25 protein-coding genes are annotated in these 20,424 nt (G+C 54.9%); 5 read left to right on the top strand and 20 right to left on the bottom strand.

What is annotated here, in order from left to right; genetic code table 11:
* Positions 1-62: 62 nt before the first annotated feature.
* Both ACYSMN_RS14535 and ACYSMN_RS14530 read left to right on the top strand, forming a co-directional pair.
* The gene (locus tag ACYSMN_RS14535; protein WP_488924625.1) at positions 63-671 is read left to right on the top strand and encodes a thermonuclease family protein; all 609 of its coding nucleotides are present in this window, start codon (positions 63-65) and stop codon (positions 669-671) included.
* Between the two features lie 49 nt (positions 672-720).
* The gene (locus tag ACYSMN_RS14530; RefSeq protein ID WP_488924624.1) at positions 721-1,341 is read left to right on the top strand and encodes a DUF6266 family protein; all 621 of its coding nucleotides are present in this window, start codon (positions 721-723) and stop codon (positions 1,339-1,341) included.
* Positions 1,342-1,486: 145 nt separating this feature from the next.
* Here the strand turns inward: ACYSMN_RS14530 and ACYSMN_RS14525 are convergent, their stop codons facing one another.
* The 20 genes from ACYSMN_RS14525 to ACYSMN_RS14430 form a co-directional block, all read right to left on the bottom strand.
* A complete protein-coding gene (locus ACYSMN_RS14525; protein ID WP_488924623.1) occupies positions 1,487-2,122 on the bottom strand; it encodes a hypothetical protein in 636 nt (211 codons plus the stop codon).
* A 220-nt stretch (positions 2,123-2,342) separates the two neighbouring features.
* Positions 2,343-2,846, bottom strand: a complete 504-nt coding sequence (locus tag ACYSMN_RS14520; protein WP_488924622.1) for an Imm10 family immunity protein — start codon at positions 2,844-2,846, stop codon at positions 2,343-2,345.
* Between the two features lie 302 nt (positions 2,847-3,148).
* A complete protein-coding gene (locus ACYSMN_RS14515; protein ID WP_488924621.1) occupies positions 3,149-3,547 on the bottom strand; it encodes a PLC family EF-hand domain-containing protein in 399 nt (132 codons plus the stop codon).
* Between the two features lie 80 nt (positions 3,548-3,627).
* On the bottom strand, positions 3,628-3,966 hold the full coding sequence (locus ACYSMN_RS14510; protein WP_488924620.1) for a hypothetical protein: 339 nt from the start codon (positions 3,964-3,966) through the stop codon (positions 3,628-3,630).
* A gap of 21 nt (positions 3,967-3,987) precedes the next feature.
* Positions 3,988-4,725: an RHS repeat domain-containing protein gene (locus ACYSMN_RS14505; RefSeq protein WP_488924619.1), complete on the bottom strand. Its 738-nt coding sequence runs from the start codon at positions 4,723-4,725 to the stop codon at positions 3,988-3,990.
* A 33-nt stretch (positions 4,726-4,758) separates the two neighbouring features.
* The gene (locus ACYSMN_RS14500) at positions 4,759-5,184 is read right to left on the bottom strand and encodes a hypothetical protein (protein WP_488924618.1); all 426 of its coding nucleotides are present in this window, start codon (positions 5,182-5,184) and stop codon (positions 4,759-4,761) included.
* 168 nt (positions 5,185-5,352) lie between these two features.
* Positions 5,353-5,712: an RHS repeat-associated core domain-containing protein gene (locus ACYSMN_RS14495; protein ID WP_488924749.1), complete on the bottom strand. Its 360-nt coding sequence runs from the start codon at positions 5,710-5,712 to the stop codon at positions 5,353-5,355.
* A 45-nt stretch (positions 5,713-5,757) separates the two neighbouring features.
* Entirely contained in the window at positions 5,758-6,093 is a 336-nt protein-coding gene (locus ACYSMN_RS14490) for a hypothetical protein (RefSeq protein WP_488924617.1), read from the bottom strand.
* A 12-nt stretch (positions 6,094-6,105) separates the two neighbouring features.
* A complete protein-coding gene (locus ACYSMN_RS14485; RefSeq protein ID WP_488924616.1) occupies positions 6,106-6,822 on the bottom strand; it encodes an RHS repeat domain-containing protein in 717 nt (238 codons plus the stop codon).
* 52 nt (positions 6,823-6,874) lie between these two features.
* Entirely contained in the window at positions 6,875-7,267 is a 393-nt protein-coding gene (locus ACYSMN_RS14480) for a hypothetical protein (protein ID WP_488924615.1), read from the bottom strand.
* Between the two features lie 12 nt (positions 7,268-7,279).
* Entirely contained in the window at positions 7,280-11,419 is a 4,140-nt protein-coding gene (locus tag ACYSMN_RS14475) for a DUF6531 domain-containing protein (RefSeq protein ID WP_488924614.1), read from the bottom strand.
* Between the two features lie 214 nt (positions 11,420-11,633).
* Entirely contained in the window at positions 11,634-12,305 is a 672-nt protein-coding gene (locus ACYSMN_RS14470) for a PD-(D/E)XK nuclease-like domain-containing protein (protein WP_488924613.1), read from the bottom strand.
* Positions 12,306-12,353: 48 nt separating this feature from the next.
* On the bottom strand, positions 12,354-12,599 hold the full coding sequence (locus ACYSMN_RS14465; RefSeq protein WP_488924612.1) for a hypothetical protein: 246 nt from the start codon (positions 12,597-12,599) through the stop codon (positions 12,354-12,356).
* 69 nt (positions 12,600-12,668) lie between these two features.
* On the bottom strand, positions 12,669-13,352 hold the full coding sequence (locus tag ACYSMN_RS14460; protein ID WP_488924611.1) for a hypothetical protein: 684 nt from the start codon (positions 13,350-13,352) through the stop codon (positions 12,669-12,671).
* A gap of 68 nt (positions 13,353-13,420) precedes the next feature.
* A complete protein-coding gene (locus ACYSMN_RS14455; protein ID WP_488924610.1) occupies positions 13,421-13,675 on the bottom strand; it encodes a hypothetical protein in 255 nt (84 codons plus the stop codon).
* A complete protein-coding gene (locus tag ACYSMN_RS14450; protein WP_488924609.1) occupies positions 13,675-13,989 on the bottom strand; it encodes a DUF3846 domain-containing protein in 315 nt (104 codons plus the stop codon). The genes ACYSMN_RS14455 and ACYSMN_RS14450 overlap by 1 nt, the downstream gene beginning before the upstream one ends.
* 48 nt (positions 13,990-14,037) lie before the next feature.
* Positions 14,038-14,217, bottom strand: a complete 180-nt coding sequence (locus tag ACYSMN_RS14445) for a SymE family type I addiction module toxin (RefSeq protein ID WP_488924608.1) — start codon at positions 14,215-14,217, stop codon at positions 14,038-14,040.
* A gap of 63 nt (positions 14,218-14,280) precedes the next feature.
* Positions 14,281-14,571 (bottom strand): hypothetical protein, encoded by a 291-nt coding sequence (locus ACYSMN_RS14440; RefSeq protein WP_488924607.1) that lies wholly within the window; start codon positions 14,569-14,571, stop codon positions 14,281-14,283.
* Positions 14,558-14,839, bottom strand: coding sequence for a hypothetical protein (locus tag ACYSMN_RS14435; protein ID WP_488924606.1), 282 nt, complete (start codon positions 14,837-14,839; stop codon positions 14,558-14,560). The genes ACYSMN_RS14440 and ACYSMN_RS14435 overlap by 14 nt, the downstream gene beginning before the upstream one ends.
* Before the next feature lies 1 nt (position 14,840).
* Positions 14,841-15,200, bottom strand: coding sequence for a hypothetical protein (locus ACYSMN_RS14430; protein WP_488924605.1), 360 nt, complete (start codon positions 15,198-15,200; stop codon positions 14,841-14,843).
* A 178-nt stretch (positions 15,201-15,378) separates the two neighbouring features.
* Here ACYSMN_RS14430 and ACYSMN_RS14425 point away from each other — a divergent pair, with 178 nt between their 5' ends.
* From ACYSMN_RS14425 to ACYSMN_RS14415, 3 genes are all read left to right on the top strand, one after another.
* Entirely contained in the window at positions 15,379-15,798 is a 420-nt protein-coding gene (locus ACYSMN_RS14425; protein WP_488924604.1) for an SLOG family protein, read from the top strand.
* Positions 15,799-16,587: 789 nt separating this feature from the next.
* The gene (locus ACYSMN_RS14420) at positions 16,588-17,046 is read left to right on the top strand and encodes a M15 family metallopeptidase (RefSeq protein ID WP_488924603.1); all 459 of its coding nucleotides are present in this window, start codon (positions 16,588-16,590) and stop codon (positions 17,044-17,046) included.
* 143 nt (positions 17,047-17,189) lie between these two features.
* Positions 17,190-20,384 (top strand): sacsin N-terminal ATP-binding-like domain-containing protein, encoded by a 3,195-nt coding sequence (locus ACYSMN_RS14415; RefSeq protein ID WP_488924602.1) that lies wholly within the window; start codon positions 17,190-17,192, stop codon positions 20,382-20,384.
* The last annotated feature ends 40 nt before the right edge of the window (positions 20,385-20,424 follow it).

Genomic DNA, 20,424 nt, shown 5'->3' with positions numbered 1-20,424 from the left:
TTATGGGGTAGTATCGGAAAGTGAAGATACGAAGCAGTACGCTACGGCGGTAGGTTTGGGCCATGCAGCTACACGGTCTTCTTCTGGTGATTGCGCTAGTGCTGGGTCTTGGCCCGGCTCAAGGCCAGGTGCGGGCCAATAGACTCCGGCAATTACTCTATCCTACGGCATTAGCAGTGGTACTACCTGCCTCCGCACAGTGGGTTACGGTGCGGGTCCTGCGGGTAGTGGACGCGGATACCTACGAAGTGGAAACAGCCCGCGGGCGGGCTCGGGTGCGGCTAATGGGGGCGGATGCCCCGGAAGCCGATCAACCATTTGGGCGGCAAGCTACGGCACACGTTCGGGTCTTGGTTGAACACAAGTACGTGTGGATGCAGGTATGGGGGCTGGACCTGTATGGGCGCAATCTGGCGGCGGTACGCCTGCGTCCGGCGGCGTTCAGCCGGTCGGGGCCGATGGCGCTGGACAGCCTGCTGGTGGTGCGCGGGTGGGCCTGGGCGTATGAGCCAAGCCGGGCAGTGGCCGGATGGATGGCAGAGCAGCGGCAGGCGCAAACGGCTGGGCGTGGAATATGGCAGTGCGGCCCGCAGGGGCCGGTAGAACCCCGTGTCTGGCGGGATTTCAACGCAGAAATGAAGCGGCGCAACTGGGGCGGCTGCACCTGGTAGCAAGAGGCCGATACAGCAGCCTTTTCATCACCTCTTACCTTTTACCAACATGGCACGTATTCGTTCCCTGCTCGGCGACATTGAGGGCTCGGCCGGGCAAATGACCTTCACCAAGCAGAATGGGGTCAACATTTTGCGCCAGAAAGTGGGCAGCAACAGCAGCAACTCGCCCGCTCAACAGGCCATCCGCGCCCGCTTCAAACTGCTGAGCCAGCTCTACCAGAGCCTGGCGGCGCTGATAACGCTGGGTCTGCCTAAGCAGGGCGGCCAGTCGCCCTACAACCGCTTCGTGGCGCTGAACTTCCCGGCCACCGCCTACGACAACGCCACGGCGACAGCCAGCGTAGACATGAGCCTGCTCACGGCTTCGCAGGCCAGCGGAGCGGTAGATCAGCTCGACAACCTGGAGGCCACTGTCAGCGGCGGCTCGGTAACGGGCCAATGGGCACCGGATTTCGGCAACCCGGCCGACTTGGTGACGGCGGTGGTCATCGACCAACGCACGAACCGCACGTTCACTTCGGCTCCGGTGCGCCGGGACGCCGGTTCGGTGGCCGTGGCTACCGGCCTCGCTGACGCGGACGTGCGCGCCAACTGCACTTTCCTGGCGGTGCCCGCCGCGCCCGGCAGCAATGACCGGGGCATGACGGGCAACGTGGCCATCCTCTAGCCTATCCCAAGCAACAAAAAACCCGACCTATCCGGCCGGGTTTTTTTGTGTCTTATCTACTGCAAAGAGTTAGGAGCAACCTAGGAGCAAGCTAGAAGGAAGCAGTTGACAGGTCTTTGCTCACTGCCGCCGTTATTGGCGGCAATTATCTTTGCCAGTAGCCAGAAATTATATCAGTGATGCTTTGGGTCTCGTGATCTATTCTACCATAAAAGTATACTGATCCAAAGCCAAACGGATAACTCCCGTTCAAGAAGTCTTCCGTGAGACCATTCTCGTCAAGTTGAAAAATGAATGTGTATCCTTTTGCTTCTAACTCGGAGTAGAAATACTGTTCCTCCTGAAGAAGATAGGGATTTGAGCCAACCTTGATAAAGTAGCTGTATTCTTCATCATTGCCGGATGTTTTAGCTAAGGTAGCCAAACTCCCCTCTTTTACGGCTGAATATATTAAGTCAGTATTCCTACTCGGAATAGTAGAGGGTTCGTGAACAAAGCATTTTAACTTAAAATCTGGATAAATTGAACGTTGGCTATAATCATCATAATTTTTTGGTATAAAGACTGATAATTCCTTTCCATTGATAAAATGGGAAAAATCATCACTCAGCGTAAACAGGTAGGCATAATCACTAAGCTCTTCTGTATGATTGAATGTCGCTTCATCAACAAAAGCAGGTGGTAGCCCTCCTATCCTAGATTTGTAACGAGGATTCAATTCTTCTATTTGAAGCAAAATGCTGCTGTTGCGGTCAACGAACAGCGATTCAAAATTCATCATGGGCAATTCAACCTGTCAAGCAGATCTAATTCGGCTGAAATACAACTCTTCTTTCGGATTGTGATGCCAAAAGTGTTTGTGATAAAGTCTTTCACATCTCACATGGTCACACACAACACTATGCTTTGACTTTTGACTTGGCTACCGGAATAAAGAAGCCTTTTTCAAGTAGGTACTACGCATTAGTCAAGCGCGAGGGATAACAGTTATTATAAACATTCTATTCTACAGAGAGTGCTTTTACATTATCCTGAAGTATGTACTTAAAAACATCAATTAGATTGTTATAGTCAGGCTCTGCTATGGAAAGCGCAACTACTATTGTATCATATTCGGGATAAATCCTTTTTGCTCTTTCCGAAACCTTAACAACAAGTTTTTCCCTGCTTAAAGTCACTTTCTCACAAGCGTTATAGCTAGAATATTTTTGTTCACACAACTCGAAATAGTAGCTATTCAGACCCAAGCTTTCATCTTGTTCATCAAACTCAAAAGACCTCTGAAATATTACATAGTCTTGAGGGTCTGACTCGTCATCGGCCATACCGATTAATGAATACCCTTCATCGTCATTCCACTCAATTGAAATTGTTTGGCTTGAAAAAGTCTTTGTCATGACCACTATTTTTGGGGTATTTAGCCTTTCAACGATTATTTTCTCCCGTAATCTCTCCACTGATAAACTACGTCTCTTCCAGAACTTGCCGTTTTCGTATTTATTCAACTTCTACACGAAGAACAGGAGAATATTTTCCTGTTATGACCATTGTTTATCCTTCTTTCGATGGAATATATTTAACGGTTCGTGCTTCAGCAGGAGTAGCTAAAGTAGATTGAAGGCTAGCTTTCTCATCTGGCGTTATATTGCTACTTACCATTCTCTTTATAGATTGTTTTGCCTGTTGCATCATCAACAACTCTTACAATCGCCTCATGCTGTTCTTCCCACGACATAGAAACCATTGCATCTCTAGAGTCTACATACTTCAAAGAGCTTAGCTTAAGCTCATGGATTCAAATAGACTTTTAGTATTGTTTTATTGAATACAGATATAGTTTACCATCTTTTGATTTCCCAAAACCAGTGAATGCTAACCCCAGAATTGGGAAAATAGTAAATCCTAAATCTGATGTGTGTTCGTAGTTAGCTATCAAGTAATCTGCTCCCTCTTGCTTCAACAGCAAGTGACCGTCAAACTCTAATTTAGCTCCTGAAAGAAATGAGACTTCATTTAGCTTATCTTTCTTGTATTTCGCCGAAACGTATTTTCTAACTTCTTCTATGCTTCCCGTGTACGTTTTTATTTCACGTTCGAACTCACCGAAGACTTCGAAAACCTCCGCACGTGACATGCCGAACTTAAGCCGGCCAACTTGTTTGAAGGAAATTATGTCGTAAACGGTTGATTGGGCGTTCGCGCTCATTTATAGTTCAGCCCTTATGGATTCAAGATTACTACCTAATTTTAGTAACAAGTAGTAAATACAAGAACCTTGACTATCGTTCATGCAGTATCCTCATCAATTCTTTGAGATATAAAATGCATCCCTGGTATAAGCAACAATTTTTCCTTTACATACTTAGATTTACTTATTTTATCTGCATTCTTTCCTGAGGTATTTGCAACATGTATCAGCAATACAAATTCAGTATTCTGCTCTTCTTCATGCCTTTTCTTCAAAATTATCTCATCAGAAAACCCACCTCTATATCTGTAAGTTTCTCCAGAATATGAGCTTTCATGAGCTTGCAGTTCTATTCCTACGGACTCCTCTATTTCATGAGCAAGCTCTGCTATAGAAGCAGTTTTATGTCCGTATGTATCATAGATTCTTTTCACCATGTCGGTATCCTTTATTAGGTTTTACTTTTTACAAGGCATAGTCATACTCCTGCCTTTTGCTTTCGCTGTTGCCTTATCTTCAAAAATCATGAAGTTTACTTCCCTACCTGACATTTTTGACAAATCTTGCCTAGTTTTAGCTAGGCCTAACTGCTTAGCCAAATCATCAGTATCAATAGGTCTTGATTTTCCCCCTTTCGCTAGACCTAACGATTCCGCTTTGTCGTACAGATCCTTGTTGGCCAATGCAATATCATAGTCGCTGGTTCTGCCCACATCAAACGGAATTCCGGTATCGTGGCTAACTCCAGTCACAGCGCTGCCTTGCATCAACGGCACTGTATTGGGGTAACCTGCCCGGGCTAATCCAGCTTGTGTAGCTTGAGAGAATTGTCTGTACTGGCCAAAACTCTTGAACCCGGCAGGAATTTCACTTAATCCGAACACATCTGTACTAAGCGTTGGATCACCCACGTAACTGTAGAGCCTATCGCCTCCCCAGAGTTTAATAGGATCCTGGCTTACATATTGCCCTGCTTCCGGGTCATAATACCGGAAACGGTTGTAGTAGAGGCCCGTTTCTTGATCCTCATACTGGCCCTGATAGCGAAACGGACACGCCGCCGCCTCGCCTTCCTGCTGCCTGGCTTGCCCATAGCTGGTGAGTTCGGTGGCCCATACCGGCTGTCCGTGCTGGTCGTGCATCTGCATCGGCGTGCCGAGGTGGTCGGTCAGAATGCCGTAGTGCCGCTCTCCCACCAAATACCTAGCAGTATCAATGACTTTAATCTATCATCCAGGTATATGGGTTTTATATATTGGCACGAAATCATCTTCGCTTATTCCCCACTTATCTGCACAAAAGTTTATTAAGTCACGAAAAATCACAAATCCAAACTCTTTATAATCAGAAATACTTTCATTAAAATCCCAGGGGTCTTTAATGCGTGGATCTGCTCTGTAAGTTTGTAGCTTGTAAAGATGAAACACATCATTAGTTATATTTTGTTCGCCCACCAAACTGATATATTGACCTAAAACTGACTCGTCTAAAGATTCCATCTGCCTCAATCTTTCTACTTGGACACTATCGTATGGGATTGTATGGATTTCAATAAATATGGCACCATCGCTTTTACTAATCTCACAAAATTGTCCTTTAGAATCCGCAGGAAATGGACTGTAAGGATTTTCTTCAAAAGAAATGTTAGGCGTCATGGTTTCTTAGTAAAAAATTCTAACAATTTTTCCTTCAAAAGTGTGTGCCTGCAAATGGCTACCCTCAACAGCATGATCACCAGCTTGCGCGTTGGGATTATAGTCATCCCAATGATACGTGCCTCTTTTGCTACTTGATGGTCTTGGTAACCAATCCGACGCATCGCTCTAAGGCGAGAAAGTTCCAGGTGTTGTGGTATTCATATAGGCCCTTTTGTGGCCCGCTCCAGATGTTATATCTCTTAACAACGCCTCTGCATCTGTTCTACTACCTACGTTTACCCTCGCGTTTTTACCCCTCGAAAGTTGCTCGTTTATAGATTTTTTAGCTCCATTCACACAAGCTAGTTCCAATGGATCCGTTGCCACTAAAGGATCTTTCACATAGCTGTAAAACGCAAACCCTCCTTGTAGTCTAATGGGATCTTGGCTCACATACACTCCATTCTCCGGGTCATAATATCGGAAACGATTGTAATAGAGGCCCGTTTCTACATCTTCATACTGGCCTTGGCAGGCATACGCAATTATTTAGCGAGAATGGAAGAATCTAACATGAGCATAAAATGGGTATCAATTCACTGTTTCAATTATATCTTGTGAGATAAAATGCATCTTAGGTATCAATGACATTCTTTGCTTGATGTACTTCGATTTACTTATTTTATCAGCATTCTTTCCATGTGTATTAGAAACTTTCACTAAGATGGGATATGGAATCTGATCATACTCAGTGCTATTTCCGATCACAATTTCATCTGAAAAACCTCCATTATACCTGTACGTTTCGCCAGCGTATAGCCCCTCACAAGCACGTAATTCAACACCTACAACGCCTTCTATTATATGAGCTAAGTCTTCCACAGAAGTCCCCTCATAGCCGTAGGTATCAAAAATTTTCTTAACCATTTTTATTTGTTTTTAAGGGTGTTTGCAAGGCATAGTCATACTTGCCGCCTTTGATTTTGCGGCAGACTTATCCTCAAAGATCATGAAATTGACATCTCTACCTGACATTTTTGAAAGCTTGCTTCTTGCGTCACCAAGACCCAACTGCTCGGCTAATTTATCAGAGTCGATAGGCCTCGATTTGCCACCTTTAGCCAAGCCCATGGCCTCCGCTTTGTCGTACAGATCTCTATTGGCTAATGCAATGTCATAGTCGCTGGTTCTGCCAACATCAAACGGAATTCCGGTATCATGGCTGACTCCAGTCACAGCACTGCCTTGCATCAACGGTACAGTATTGGGATAACCTGCCTTCGCCAACGAGCCCTGTGTGGCTTGGGCAAACTGTTTGTATTGACCAAAACTTTTGAAGCCAGCAGGAATGCTACTTAGGCCTAGAGCATCCGTCCACTGACAAGGATCATGGACGTAGCTGTAAAGATTCTTTCCCCCTAATATCCTGATGGGATCCTGGCTTACATATTGCCCTGCTTCCGGGTCATAATACCGAAAGCGGTTGTAGTAGAGGCCGGTTTCTACATCCTCATACTGGCCCTGATAGCGAAACGGACACGCCGCCGCCTCGCCTTCTTGCTGCCTGGCTTGCCCGTAGCTGGTGAGTTCAGTGGCCCATACCGGCTGCCCGTGCTGGTCGTGCATTTGCATCGGCGTGCCAAGGTGGTCAGTCAAGGGCCATAGGGGGTGTCCTCCGGCAAATTACTTGTCCTAAAATAACATGATTTTAGCGCCAATCCCAGGCTGGTTCATCTTGAACTTTAGTTAAAAACTCATAACTAATAAGATGAAAATCATCGAACTGTATTACCATATTATCAAACTTATGAGAAAGTATTTTCAAAACCACCTTAGCTGTATCAAGATTGCGGTACTGCATTTCAATAAATGATTGCAAGCTCATTACTAATTCCTTTTGATTTTCCTCAAACCACTCTTCATAATTTTCTTTCAGATCTATACATGGTCTCAAAAATATTGCATCGTTTTGGTCCTTGATAAGAACATACCTCTCTGGTTCAGAATGATGATTTTGAACTTCGTCAAAAAAATCGCTAAGCATTTCTGCTATTTGCTTAGAAGCAACTTCGTCAGGAAAAGCCAGAAGCACATTTTGCATTGTATAGGGCGTTTATGGTTTTAGCACATCCAGTAGTAAAGCCTCATCTTTAGTGACAAGCCCGTCCTGCCTCTCGACGGATTTCACTATGCTAGGCTTGAGCTTAGGGCCGTATCCAATTACCACTTTATTGGTAGCCGTTTCGGTACGGGCCATTTGATCAGCTAATCCATTACCTGCGGATTTAACTTGAATTACAGCATTTTGCGTTTCTATGTCAAAGTCTGTAAGTACAGAGCCATCAGGACGGTAAACTGTCTTATTTACGGCAACCACATGGCCGGGATACCGTGCTTCAATTTTATTAGCCAGATCGGCAACGTAAGGGTCATTAGATGCAAATGTCTTCGGGCTACCATTTGGCGGGCACTGCTTGGTTAATCCAAACGGGTCAATCCATCTGGAGGTATCCAACACATAGCCGTAAAGGGCCCATCCGCCTCCTATACGAAGCGGATCTTGACTGATATACTGTCCTGCTTCCGGGTCATAATAGCGGAAACGATTGTAATAGAGGCCCGTTTCTTGATCCTCATACTGGCCCTGATAGCGAAACGGACATGCCGCCGCCTCTCCTTCCTGCTGCCTGGCTTGCCCATAGCTGGTGAGTTCAGTGGCCCATACCTGCTGCCCGTGCTGGTCGTGCATCTGCATCGGCGTGCCGAGGTGGTCAGTCAGAATGCCGTATTGCTGCTCTCCTTCCAGCTTGCCTACCGGCGCAAAGCTCTCTTCTTCAAAGAGCCACGTGGTTACCGCCTCCACTGCGTCTTTGCCCGGCCCCACTTCTAGGCTGCTCCACTCGTGCAAGGGCTTGTTGCCGTCCCATACCCACCTGGTGACCCGGCCCCGGTAGCTCTTGCTGATGCGCCGGCCCAACGCATCGTAGCGGAAGCGCACTACTCCGCCGTCGGGCCGCACTACTTCAGTTAGGTGACCGGCGCTATTCCAGGCGTAGTGCCACTCTTCGCCGGTACGTAAGGTCTTCTGCCGCAGATTGCCCAACGCATCGTATGCATAGCGTGTGCCGTTGGCTTCCAGCAGCTGCCCGGCCGGACCGTAGCGCCGATCCGTACGGTCCGCCGTGCGGAACAAGTTGCCCACGGTATCGGGCAGGCGCAACTCTTTGGTTCCGTCGGCGAAGGTGGTGGCCGCCAGGTTGCCCACCGCGTCGTGCTCATAACGGATCACGCCGCGCTGGCTGTCCTGAATGGAGCTGAGTCGGTCGTCTTTCTGCCAGCTGTAAGTGCGCACCCGCTCGGCCAGGTGGGTGTTGCCCGTACGGATACGCTGCGCCGTGACCCGGCCCAAGCTATCGCGCTGCCAACGCGCCTGCACCCCGCCGCTGTAGGTACGATGCAGCTCCAGCCCCTGCGCGTCGTGCTCGAAGATGGCCTGCCACGTGCCCGCTCGCAGCTGCTCGACCTGCCCGGCCGCGTCACGCGTGTAGCGTACCTCGGCGCCGAGCGACGAGGTCAGGCCAAGACGGTAGCCCAACGGGTCGTACTCGTTGGTGAGCGAGTAGGCACCCTGTTGCTCCTGCGTCACCTGGCCTAGAACGTTGCGCTCGAACTGCACTGTCGTCGTCTCGTTGGCCGCTTCGAGCAAGGCCCCGTCGGCACGGTAGCGATACGTCTCCGTCGCTCCATCATGATATACGACTTCGGCCACGCGGCCAGCCCGGTCGTAGCCGTAGCGCGTGCGCTGGCCGGTGGGCAGGGTCAGCTCGGCCACCCGCCCGGCGATGTCGCGCCCGTAGCGGCGCGTGAGCCCATCAAAGCCCACCTCCGTCAGCACATCGCCTACTCCATCCAACTCGAAGCGATAGGCTAGGCCATGTTCATTGATGATGGCGCGCAGCTGCTCTTCCGTGTCATGCAGAAACTCCACGGCTGTACCTGCCTCCACCCGCCGAATCAGTCGGCCCATGCCGTGGTAGGCATACTGCACGTCGTGGTGGCGGTCCTGCGCTCGCACCACGTTATCGAAGCCGTCGTAGGTGAAGCGGCGCACGTTGCCATCGGGCTCGTACACCGTCGTCACGCGGCTGAGCAGGTCGTACTCGCGCCACTGCACGTTGCCCCGCTCGTCGGTGAGCTTGCGGGAGCGGCCCCACCCGTCGGGCAGCCAGCGACGGGTCGTGCCCGCCGGCAGGCGCACTTCCTGTAAGTTGTGGTCGGCATCATACACCAACTCCGTCTTGCGCCGGGCCGCATCGGTCAGTCGCTGAAGCAAGCCGTGGGCGTATTCGTAGGTATCGGTATTGCCGAGCGGGTTGGTGCGTGCTGTCAGGTTGCCGGCTTCGTCATAGGCCCACTGCCACTGTCCGCCGACGGAGTTGGTGGCCTGCGTGCAGCGGTCGTACTCGTTGTACACAAACGCTAGCGTGGCGCCGTCGGGCAGTTCCGTTAGAATGCGGTTGCCGCGCTCATCGTAGGCGTAGCGGGTTTCGTTGCCCAGCGGGTCGGTTTCGCTTAGCACCTCATTGTACTCGTTGTATTCGGTGAGCGTGACGCCGCCGCGCGCGTCAATGGTTTCGACCACCAGCCCATTTTCGTTACCCTGGTAGGTGGTAGCGTGACCCAGCGAGTTGGTGACGATGGTGCGTTTGGCCGCCACGTCATATACTAGCTTGTGGTCGTAGATGCCCTCGTCGCCCCAGGTATGCACGCAGCGGGCCTCCGGGCCGGTGCCTTCATATTCAAAGTAGAAGTTGAGGCCATTCTTGAAGGTCTCGCGCACCAACAGCCCGCCGGCATATTGATACGTGGCGGCCTGGCCCAGCGCATCCTGGCTGCGCACGAGCTGGCCTTGCCGGTCGTAGGCATAGGCCACCAGCACCACGGTTTGCTTGGGCTCGGTCGGATGCGGGGCCGTGATGGCGCGTACCTGCCCCTGCTCGTCACACGTCACCTGCAACTGACGGCGGGCGCTGTCGGTGATGCCGCTTAGGTGCCCCTGCTCGTTGTAGTGGAACGAGAGAGAGAAGCCGTTGGCATTCTCCACCGCAATTAAGGAGGAAACGCCGTCGCCGCGGTTCACTCCGAAGCGATAGGTGAGGTCGGCGCCATGATCAAGTACGGCGTAGCCGCGCACGTCGTGCAACAGCGTGAGCTTTTCGAGCCGGTCATAGGTGCGTTGGCCGAATGGTACCCATTCAAAGGCCACGCCCCGGCCGTCGGCGGTGCGGAAGGCTACCACGCCCTGTTCGGCATCCACGCACAAGGCCATGTCGTAGGCGTGGTGCCAGCCGTGGCCGAGCGGGCCTTGGTGAATGGAGGTCGAGTTCCAGAGCCGCGCCCACCGCAGCGGGATGGGGCCGGGCAGCTCGAAATCAACGGTTTCGGTGTAGAGGTAGCCGCTGATGACATCGACGGGGTGCCCCGTGAACGAGCACAGCCGCTTGTTGGCCAGGGCTTTCGCTCGCTCCGAGAGGTTAAGCTTGTTCATGGCCCGCTGCGCGGCCTGGCCCAGCTTTTTGAGCACCTTGCCGCCGAGCTTGTTCATGATGTACTCTTCGGCCGCTTCGAGCAGCACCTCCCCGGCGATGGAGAGGCCGGTTTGCAGGCTTGGGTCACGAGCGATGCGGGTGACGCCCTTGACCACGGCCGCGCTGGTGGCCAGCACCGTGCTGGTGGTCATCAGGTAGCCGGCACCCGTCATCATGGCCGCCCCAAGCGGCGCGCCCACGCCCGTGGCACAGAGGATGGCCCCGCCGATGCCCAGGGCCACGCCGCCCCAAAAGGCCCAGCTAGAGGCTTCATTGGCCAGGTCGGCCGCTTCGTCCACTTGGTCGAGCTGCTGGTCGAGGGCCACGGCGGCGTCTGCCTCGGCGCGGGTGAAGTTGATGGAGATCTGCCCGCCCGCCCCACACTGGCACTTGCTCGTGTGCAGCAGGGGCCGGCCACCGAGCACGGTCAGGCCCGAGTCCATGACCCGAGTCCACTCAACGGGCGCCGGCACGCAGGGCGTGCGCGTGACCTGGCACACGCCGAAGGGCTTGATATTAACTAGCGGTATCTTGTCGAACTCCGTGGCGTAGGGTTCCTCGTAGAGCTGCGCCGGCTTGGGCAGCACGGTAAACATGGTCGGCATCACGCCTTTGTCGCAGGTGAGCCACACCCCGCTCATGATAAATTTGTCACCAGTCGCCATAGAAATGCAGCAAGAAAGAAATAAGAATAAGTGGGAAAGACCCTGCAATAAACTAAAAAGCGGCCAGTCCTCCTAGATCATTTGGACCGGCCGCCTACCCTCTCCCTCAGCCCAGCTATGTACTAGAAAGACCATCCAGTCAATTTTTTTGCTCCGCTACGTGATTTCTGCTGCTAGTCCAAGCAGCGCGGGCGGAAATGCCCCGTCCGCAGATTCAGACTACTAGTTGTTGAGCAGCCCGTGTACCACTGCGTTCGGCACACGCGCGCAGTAGCCGCTGATACTTTTTGCGGCCCTGTTCCATTGTGGCCGCGTCGGCGGAAAGCTCCACCAGCCAAATGTCATGTGGAACCTTCTTCTGCACGCCCACAATCAGGAAGCGGTCAGCACCCAACACGTCGGTGTAGAAAGCGGCCTGGCGGTCGTAGTCGTACTGCTCGACGGTACCGATAAACTGCGCGTAGTCGCGGCAGCTGGTAGTCTTGAAATCCACCAGCACCCGGCGGCCGAGGCGGGGCGTGGTCAGCAGCAGATCCGGGCGAATCTTTACGGCCAATCCGGTGGCGGTGTGGGTGGCGGTGTGCGTCAGCTCGGGCGTGCCACGATAAAGTAGGTCACGGCAGTAGCGGTGGCGGCGCACAGCGGCAGCCAGCGACTCCAGCAGGCGCAGCTGGGCGGGCGGTAGGCCCTGCGGAGCATGGTAGCGGGCAGGCTCCAGCACGGCCTCGTGGAAGGCCGTCCCGAAGTCCAGGGCCTGCGGGTTGGGAGTGCGTAACTGGCCGAGCAGTTCTTCTTTCAGGCGGGAGAGGTCGGTATTGCTCACATGGGGCAGGGCGCGGTGGTGGGCCTGGGTTAGTTCTGGCAAGGATTGAACGTTATGGAACATGGGTATGGAGGAGCGAGGAGTTAGAAGCTAGAGAGAATGCGTGGTCCCTTAGCAGATGAAGGCCAGGCGCTGGGTTTCGCCTTGGCGGTGGAGCCAGATATGAGCGCCCCCGCAACCAACCTCGTAGGCCGGGGGCGGGAACAGCTCGCGCACGGCCGGGGCTAGGTCGCGCAGATCAGGCAAGGGCTCGGCGGCGTCGATCAGCTGAGCTAATTGGGTGAGCCGTTGGGCCTCGGTTTCGTCGCGGGCGGATTGGTGCACGACGAGCTGCGGTACTTCCAGCGAAGCAGACATAAGCGAAGGAATTATGGGGTGCGTGGGCGTCCCGGTTGGCCCCGCCCCTGGCGGAGCGGGGCCGGTGGGCTAGACGGTTTCGGGCTGGGCTTCGGCGACCGGGGCTTCGGTGAGTTGCGCCGCCCCGGCCTTCGGGTTGTAGTAGCCGTGGCTGATGCGCACGTCGGCCGCGCCGGTACTGGTTTCTTCGCGCCAGATGGGGAAGTCCTGGGCGAACTCACGGCGGGCGGCTACCTCCTGCGCATCGGCTACCTCGTAGCTGAACTCGGCGATGTAGTAGGTGGCTTTCTTGCCTTCCTTCGTGGTTTCCTTCTTACTGGCCTGCACTTTCACCACCACGTCGGCCAGGGTGAGGTCGTCGTAAAACAGCGGTTCGATGAGGCGGTACAAGTTTTCGACACTGTAGCCGTGGAACAGCACGGCACAGATGGCGCCTTTCTCGTCGGCATAGAACAGCTCGGCCCAGAGCTTGCGGCCCATGTTGAGAATGTCGTCCTGGAAGACGCGCCAGGCCAGCGGAATGAAGCGGAGCGACTGACCTAGCGGCGTGGTACCGTTGATGTTGAACTGGCCGGCTTTGGCATCAAAGCGGATCTGGCGCGGGTGGCCGGGTAGGTAGCGGAAGCGGCTGGCTTCGATGACCTCGCCGCTGGCCTCGTCCACGGCAGCGGTCAGATAAGCCCGGCTGGGCGTGGTGGTCATTTCTGCGGCCGGAATGGCCGCAGCTGGGGCGGTGACGGATTGTTTAGCCATTGTGTGTGGGTAAGAGGTATGGGAGAAAGTGAATGGGGGCCGGTTGCCGGCCCGGCCCCCAGTGGCCGTTAATAGTCGGTATCATCGTAGAAGCCCTCAGGTGCCCAAGCAGGCGGCGGCTCGTGGAAGGCCTCGCCGCCATCTTCCGGCTCCTCGTGGATGGTCTGGAAGTGGCGGGCGTCGCGGATGGCCTCGCGCAGGGCGGCGGCCTGCGTAGGCCGCTCGCCGTTGGCAGTGGTTGGGTAGAAGGGCTGGCGCAGCTGCCAGACAAAGCCGAAGCGCGGGCAGGGCCGCACCCAGGCGCGGAACGTGGGCGCTTTCATTAGCGGAACTGCTTGTCGTGGCACAGAAGGGCGCGGCCCACAATACTGTCTTGGCCGCGCGCCTCCGGCTGGTACTGGTACCAGAGGTAAGTGGCCAGCAGGTTCAGGTAGCAGGGCTGGCGGAACTTGCCTTCGTCGTCGATAATCAAAATCAGCTCGTCGGTGAGGCGCACCACATCCACCGTTTGGCAGTCGAGCAGTTCGTACAATTCGGCCAGCTTGAAGCTGCGGCCGTTGCGGGGGCGGATGGGCTGGGGCTCAGCGCTGTGCGGGTCGAGCAGATGAGGCTGGTAGGTAGCAGCAGTGTTCGGCATTGTTAGTGGTGAAGGGCCCGCGCCGCGCTGGCACGGGCCGATGAGGAATTACTTAGCGGTGATGATGAGCCGGCCGGGTTCTACCTCTACCACGGCCGTGGCGCCGGGCACGAAGCCAGCCTGAGCCAGCCAGTTGCCGCGCAGCACGAGCAGCGACGTAGTAGACAGCGTGGGATGCAGCCGGCGGTAATGCAGGGCCACCTTAAGGCGGCGGGGTGTCGTGTGCATGTGGGCCACGGTACTAGGGTTGTGATGGCCCGCGCCGGATGGCTGGCGCAGGCTGGTGGTAGATTATTGCAGCTCCCAGGGATGAGGATGGTAGTCCTCGGCCGGGGCGGGGAGCAGACCGTAGCGGTCGGCAGGCCGCAGGCGTGCGGCGTTGAAGCGGGCAGCGGCGGCGTAGGCGTAGGCGGCCTCCTGGGTGGCGTAGCGGCCGGGAGCGGCCTCTTGCTGATAGTGGCCGGGGCCGCCGGGGATGGTACCGGGCTGGGCCACATCGCGCACCACGGCCCACCCGTGGCCGGTGGCGTACAGACAGGCGGCATACCACCGGCCGGCTGGCGGCGTATTACCACGTGCCATAGGTGCGGCGCAAGCGTTGCAGCTGCTCCCCGGCCGGGCTGGCGTGAAACGAGCCGGCAGCGGCCTGATAGGCGGCGCGGGCCTGCCGGTGGCGCAGGATAAGCGCGCGCAACCGGGAAAAACGAGCCGGTCGGCGCGGGTACTCGTCACGTAAAGCGTACAGCGCCTCGCGGGCATCAAACAGGGCCGTCTGTGTGCGGGCCAGCTGCTGGCGCACGGCCAGCGCCGGGGCCGCCCCCACCGGGGGAGCGGCCGGCAATAGGGCCACACTACGCATGGCGAAGACGGGCGCAGCGGTGGCGGAGGCAGCGGTAGGCGAAGCCGGGCAAGCCGGCGCGGTAGGTGGCCCCGGCCAACTGGCGGGCGGCCTCGTGCAGCGCGCGGGTGGTGCGCGACAGCGAGACGGGCACCCCGGCCTGGTGAGCAGCGGCTACGGCCTCCGCAATAGCCAGTAAAGGACAATCCCGCTGAGCCATATAACACCCCTGTCCCACATGATAGGAAACGATATACTGCGTTTTGCTGTGGCCGCAGGGTGCCAGATAGCAGCTGATAGTAGCGAAATGAGCGGCGGCGGGGCCTGACCAGGCGGCAGCGGCGAGCTGCGAGAATTGTAAAGCAGTAAGCATGGCTGTAGGTGTTAGCCATGAGGTGCGCGGCCGGGGGCCCTCCGGGGTGCGCAAGTGTCCGGGTCTTTCCCGAACCACATACCCAAATATACAAAATAGCACACATAATGTATAATATTTTACAATAATTCTCATTGTATTTGCACCCTTTTTTACATATTATTCATTATCTTAGCATATGGATATAATACAAATTAAAGCGCGTAGCGTATGGACTGTGGCGGTGGTGGGTAGCCGAAGCCTGACCCGCTGCCAGGCTCTGCTGACCCGACTAGAGGAGCTGCGGGCGACGCACGCGCTGGGCCAAGTGGTAAGCGGCGGAGCACCCGGCGCAGATAGCTTAGCGGCGGCCTGGTGCCGCGCCCACGGTGTGCCCCTTGTAGAGCTACGGCCGGACTATGCCGCCCACGGTCCGGCCGCCCCCCATGTGCGCAACGCGGAAATAGTGCACCGGGCCGGGCTAGTGCTGGTGTGCTGGGATGGGGTAAGCCGAGGCACACTGAGCGCAGCCCGCGCCGCTGCCCGACTGGGCCGCCGCTGCGAGTGGCTGGTGGCCCCGGAGCCAAGCCGCCCGGCAGGGGGTGGGCTGCTGTTCTGAGGCCACCAGCCACGGCTGCCGGTGTTGGCCACAGCCCCCGCAGGCGGGACTAACTGGCCGGGGTACCGGATGGGTGCCTGACCACACCCTAAAAGCTCTTGCCCAGGGGGATTGGGGGCCAGGCTGAGGCCCCCAACAGACCGGCCCGGAGGGCACCTTATGAGGCAGTAGCGGCCAGCTCGTCGCGGGAGCTGCTGAGGTGCGAGATGCTGCGTTTGCAACGTGCGGGCTGCGGAAGCCGAGGCAATGCAGAGCAGCGCGGAGCATGATACGGGGGCTTGGGGGCCTCCCCAATAGACACTCGCCGCAGGCACCAAATTGAGGAAGGGAGAGGCGAGCCGACCAAGTGACGCAGGAGCGCGAGAGGCTGGCCGGACGGTGGGTCTACGGTAGCGGAGGCTGGCCGTCGTGGGTCGGAGTGTGAGTTGACCGGGCGGTGGGCCGAAGCGTGGAACGGGCGGTGAGCGGGCGGCAGGCGGCGCTTTTTGGGCGCGGCCTGCCGCCCTGCGAGGAGATGGCAGCCGACTGCCGGGGCCCATTTTCAGGGCCTGGGCGGGCGGCGTGGGCGGATAGTATCAGGGGTAGCTTCAACGTATCTGGAGGATGCGCAAGGGATAGGAAGGGTGGCGACGCAGGAGCCAGTGCGTCAGCACCGAAGCGCAGCGGAGCCCTGGATAGCCCGGCCCGCAGGGATGCGCCCAAATAGTATAATTATTAAATATTATTAATGTCCTCTGGCGCAAACTTTTTTACCTATTTTTACACATTACACACGCAATTCTACATACTATGCAGACACATACCGACAAACTGGTTCTCAAGGGTCAACCCACTTTAAGTGATGCCCAACAACAGAGACAGGCCCGGCGTTTGGCGGAAGCAGTTCCGGTGTGGGCGGCGGCTTACACGGAAGCTTTAAGACGTTGGTTGGGGGACCCGGCACTACGAGTAGTGGGGCTTCCCATCATTACGGAGTGCTACCGGAGTCCAGAGCGTCAAAACGAGCTGTACACGCAGGGCCGCAGCAAGCCGGGGCCGATTGTGACCTATAAGCGTGGGAGCCAGTCGAAGCATAACCTCTCTCCCACCCCGGCGCTGGATGTGGCCTTTCTGCTAGCCGATGGGTCGGTGTCGTGGTCGGGGCTGCTGCTCTCAAAGTTCGCCCGACTGATGAAGGCGGCCGATGCGCGGGTGGTGTGGGGCGGCGACTGGCCGGGGTTTAAGGACAGGCCGCACTTTGAGATGTAGAGCAACTTGCTAAATGTAAAACAATGGGGGGGAAGGGCGAGCTAGGAATACCGATATGAAGTAGAGCCTTGTAATTTTTTGAGTTCGACTAGGCGCGGGCATCTTACCTTGTGACACCGTTTTCAGCTTCATTTACCAAGTTCATGTTGCACCTTCTATCCACTGCGGCTTCTGATGTTCAGCAGAGCCAAATGAATCACGCTTATGATGCTATTGCGAAGAACATCTGGGACATTTTAGATAAGGTTGAAAATAAAACTGAAACCGCACACCGACGCTGGGTGTGGGAATTAATGCAGAATGCCAAGGATACCGCTAATTACTTTGGACAGGTAAGCGTCGCGGTTGAATTGTCACACGGCGTGCTAACTTTTTCTCATAATGGGGATGCTTTCGAGGTAGACCACATCACAGGCCTCATTCAGCAGAACAGTAGCAAGGATTTTGATAATGAGGATGAGGATGTAACCGGTAAGTATGGCACCGGCTTCATCAGCACTCACGTACTGTCGGGCGTCATTAAAGTGGCCGGCGTTGTGAGACGACCGGAAAATCTGTACCGCCACTTTTCCTTAGACTTGGACCGTCGGGCAACTCGGCCGAAAGACATGATCGAGCCAATCCGCCAGACAATGGAGCGGGTGCAACGGCTTGACGACGATGCCGAGTTTCCCATTGCAGAAGACTATATATTACACCGGGTTGAACACGAAGAAGTTCGAGACACGACATTTCGATACGATTTGGGCGAGGATAATCCAGAGGCCAACAGTTGGCAGGCCGCACGCACAGGCCTTGCTGACTTGGCTATTCTAATGCCCGTTACACTCATTAACAACCAAGGCAAAATCAACGGTCAGGAGAAGAGACGCGGAATTAAAAAAGTATGCGTCAGGCAGGAGGATGGAAGCCGGCAGACCTACCACTGCGAGCAATTGCCTGCGGAAGTGGAAGACGGTTTAGTCAGCCGTTACCAGGTGACCATCACGGATGGAGCAGATTCCGTAATGCGCTATTTTCTGGCTTACGAGACTACTGAACTACGTTTAGTGGTCGAAGTGAAGGGGGCCAACGACTTGACTTTACTGCCGGAGTATTCAACTCAGGTACAGCCAAAAAATCAGCGGGTGCCTACGCTGTGGCGTGATTTTCCGCTGGTTGGCAGCGACAATTTTTATTTCCCATTTCTCCTTAACGGCAAGAGCTTTCACCCACACGAAGCCCGGGACGGCATCAAACTCAACGAGGGACCGAAGGCGCGCCACAACCGGGATTTATTGACGAAAGCTGTAGAAGCAGCACTTGCTTTCATTGACTGGCTGGTGGAGAGAAAGGCAGTCAACGGGTATCTGCTGGCTGTGTCACGGTTACCGATCGACGCTGGATATAGCCAGGCTACTTTGGAATGGTACCGGGACGAATTGCAAAAGCCGTGGCGGACTCAACTTCTGGACAAGGCTTTGGTGGAGGTTGCCAACGACAAACGCACTACATTGCGCCTGGTGCGAATACCACGCTACCAGGCTCAGTCTGAACGAGAGCAAAACCGAATTTTCTGGAAACTGGCCGCCGACTACTTAGGGCACGAAAGCGTTCCGCGGGTCGAACTGCTGGAGTCCTGGATAGATGCGCTGGGCGTGAACGGCAGCTTGGAAGAATATTCTTCCTGGGGCCACGACCTATTTCTGAGCTTGAAAGACCTGTTTGCGCTGGTGGAAAGTATCGGCATTCTAGCGGGCTTACCTGGCGGAGAGCAAGAAGGGCTAGCCTGGCTCAACAGGCTTTACGCTTTCGCAGCTGAGCAGCAAGAATTAGATGGTTTGCTTAAAAAGCACGCGGTGGTCCCCGACCAATGGGGCAAGCTCCGATTAGTCACCGAATTGCGGGCTGAGCGATTGAACGAGCAAATACCCGAGCTGGTGCTGCTAATTCTAAAGGATTTTGATTCCGAATGGCGCGGGCTGTTGATGAATCGGGAAGTGGTGCTACCTGGTTATGAAGGCGATAAACTAGGCTTGAAGGAAGCCGCAAACCTGATAAACGGATTACTGACTTCGTTGCATCAGGAGGAAGGCAAAACGCCCATCGACTTCTTAAGCCGAACTGACGTGCAACCTCAGGACTTGCTAGTGGCCATACTAAGTTTGACCACTGAGCAAGCGAAGGATATTGCCTTTCGGCGGCAAATGCTGGCGTTTGCGGCGGACGTGTTCGGTTTTGCATTGGCGCTAACCTCCGTAGCTGAGCCTACTAATTTCATGGAGCAATTTGAGTTGCCGCTAGAAACGGCAGCTCGGCTCATGGGGCAATTGCTCAATAAAAAACTGGCTGAGCTAAGTTCGGTAAAGGCCCTGGCTGAAGTGCTGCAGCAGGATACAAATGAGACGGTGGCTTGGCTTAACCGCTACCTGGGCTTGCTGGCAGGTAGCGATAAATACAAAGTATTGCTACTGGAGAAGGGAGGCCACTTAGTGCCAAACTGGTTTGGCGACTTTTGCCAGTACACTGACCTGTACAATTTCGGTACAGCCGAGCAGCAAGCCGATTCCAATGCAGTTGAGCCGCTACTGAAACTATTACCACAGTTCGCGCCAACGCACGATTGGCAGCCTCGGATTCTGGCGGACGGAATGAGTTTGCGACTTCTCAAGGCGCTTTCCTTCGTGGACCTCGGCAACGAGTTAGTGAATCAACTGAAGGATATTTTTGACGCTAACTCTTACGGAAAGCATAAGCAAGCCCTCCAAGACTTAATGGAGTGGTGTGACGGCCATAAAACCGAAGCTCAGGACTATGTTAGGTGGTTTGTTGATAACATAGAGCGCACGTTTTACACCCTTAATGTCCAACTCAGTGGCAATAGCGCGGCTGTTATGCGCTTGCTCCGCCAGCCGACGGCGCAGCTTAACAAACTGGCTGATCTAGCCCGGCTTACCGACCAAAACCCGCAGCTTTTAGCGGATGCCTTGGCGTATGCTCATAAGCAGGCCGCATTGAATAAAGAGTGGGAAACCAACTTTGAAACTGGTCGTTGCGTTGAAAAGCTAGTTAGAGCGGCACTAGAAGATACCGAATTGGACGGAAAACTTATTCGCTACCAGGGGTCTGGTGACTGTGATTATGTAGTGCAGCATCCGATAACAAAGCAAAAATTCTATCTGGAGGTGAAGTCTTACCGCGAAGGCTCGGAAGCTACGCCGTTGCACTTAGCCTTGAGCCAAGCTACACGCGCTGCTAGCAACCCCGACGATTACGCGCTGTGCGTTGTCCCGCATCCCGGCGACATGAGCCAAATGAACAAAGACACGGTAGCCAAAACACTCAAACGCTTGGTGTGAGTTAACAACGGAAGAGGTCCGCAAAAGCCAGGGCTGGCCT

Source organism: Hymenobacter sp. M1-2 (genome assembly GCF_057808495.1).
Note: the sequence above shows the minus strand (reverse complement) of the source record. Positions and strands in the feature narration are given on the sequence as shown.

Excerpts from the sequence above, each read along its gene's own strand:
- ACYSMN_RS14415 (WP_488924602.1), top strand. The coding sequence starts at position 17,190 with ATGTTGCACCTTCTATCCACTGCGGCTTCTGATGTTCAGCAGAGCCAA.
- ACYSMN_RS14460 (WP_488924611.1), bottom strand. The coding sequence starts at position 13,352 with ATGGCTAAACAATCCGTCACCGCCCCAGCTGCGGCCATTCCGGCCGCA.
- ACYSMN_RS14510 (WP_488924620.1), bottom strand. The coding sequence starts at position 3,966 with ATGGTGAAAAGAATCTATGATACATACGGACATAAAACTGCTTCTATA.
- ACYSMN_RS14470 (WP_488924613.1), bottom strand. The coding sequence starts at position 12,305 with ATGTTCCATAACGTTCAATCCTTGCCAGAACTAACCCAGGCCCACCAC.
- ACYSMN_RS14530 (WP_488924624.1), top strand. The coding sequence starts at position 721 with ATGGCACGTATTCGTTCCCTGCTCGGCGACATTGAGGGCTCGGCCGGG.
- ACYSMN_RS14525 (WP_488924623.1), bottom strand. The coding sequence starts at position 2,122 with ATGATGAATTTTGAATCGCTGTTCGTTGACCGCAACAGCAGCATTTTG.
- ACYSMN_RS14420 (WP_488924603.1), top strand. The coding sequence starts at position 16,588 with ATGCAGACACATACCGACAAACTGGTTCTCAAGGGTCAACCCACTTTA.
- ACYSMN_RS14430 (WP_488924605.1), bottom strand. The coding sequence starts at position 15,200 with ATGCTTACTGCTTTACAATTCTCGCAGCTCGCCGCTGCCGCCTGGTCA.
- ACYSMN_RS14475 (WP_488924614.1), bottom strand. The coding sequence starts at position 11,419 with ATGGCGACTGGTGACAAATTTATCATGAGCGGGGTGTGGCTCACCTGC.
- ACYSMN_RS14515 (WP_488924621.1), bottom strand. The coding sequence starts at position 3,547 with ATGAGCGCGAACGCCCAATCAACCGTTTACGACATAATTTCCTTCAAA.
- ACYSMN_RS14500 (WP_488924618.1), bottom strand. The coding sequence starts at position 5,184 with ATGACGCCTAACATTTCTTTTGAAGAAAATCCTTACAGTCCATTTCCT.
- ACYSMN_RS14480 (WP_488924615.1), bottom strand. The coding sequence starts at position 7,267 with ATGCAAAATGTGCTTCTGGCTTTTCCTGACGAAGTTGCTTCTAAGCAA.
- ACYSMN_RS14450 (WP_488924609.1), bottom strand. The coding sequence starts at position 13,989 with ATGCCGAACACTGCTGCTACCTACCAGCCTCATCTGCTCGACCCGCAC.
- ACYSMN_RS14445 (WP_488924608.1), bottom strand. The coding sequence starts at position 14,217 with ATGCACACGACACCCCGCCGCCTTAAGGTGGCCCTGCATTACCGCCGG.
- ACYSMN_RS14440 (WP_488924607.1), bottom strand. The coding sequence starts at position 14,571 with ATGGCACGTGGTAATACGCCGCCAGCCGGCCGGTGGTATGCCGCCTGT.
- ACYSMN_RS14425 (WP_488924604.1), top strand. The coding sequence starts at position 15,379 with ATGGATATAATACAAATTAAAGCGCGTAGCGTATGGACTGTGGCGGTG.
- ACYSMN_RS14490 (WP_488924617.1), bottom strand. The coding sequence starts at position 6,093 with ATGGTTAAGAAAATTTTTGATACCTACGGCTATGAGGGGACTTCTGTG.
- ACYSMN_RS14455 (WP_488924610.1), bottom strand. The coding sequence starts at position 13,675 with ATGAAAGCGCCCACGTTCCGCGCCTGGGTGCGGCCCTGCCCGCGCTTC.
- ACYSMN_RS14535 (WP_488924625.1), top strand. The coding sequence starts at position 63 with ATGCAGCTACACGGTCTTCTTCTGGTGATTGCGCTAGTGCTGGGTCTT.
- ACYSMN_RS14465 (WP_488924612.1), bottom strand. The coding sequence starts at position 12,599 with ATGTCTGCTTCGCTGGAAGTACCGCAGCTCGTCGTGCACCAATCCGCC.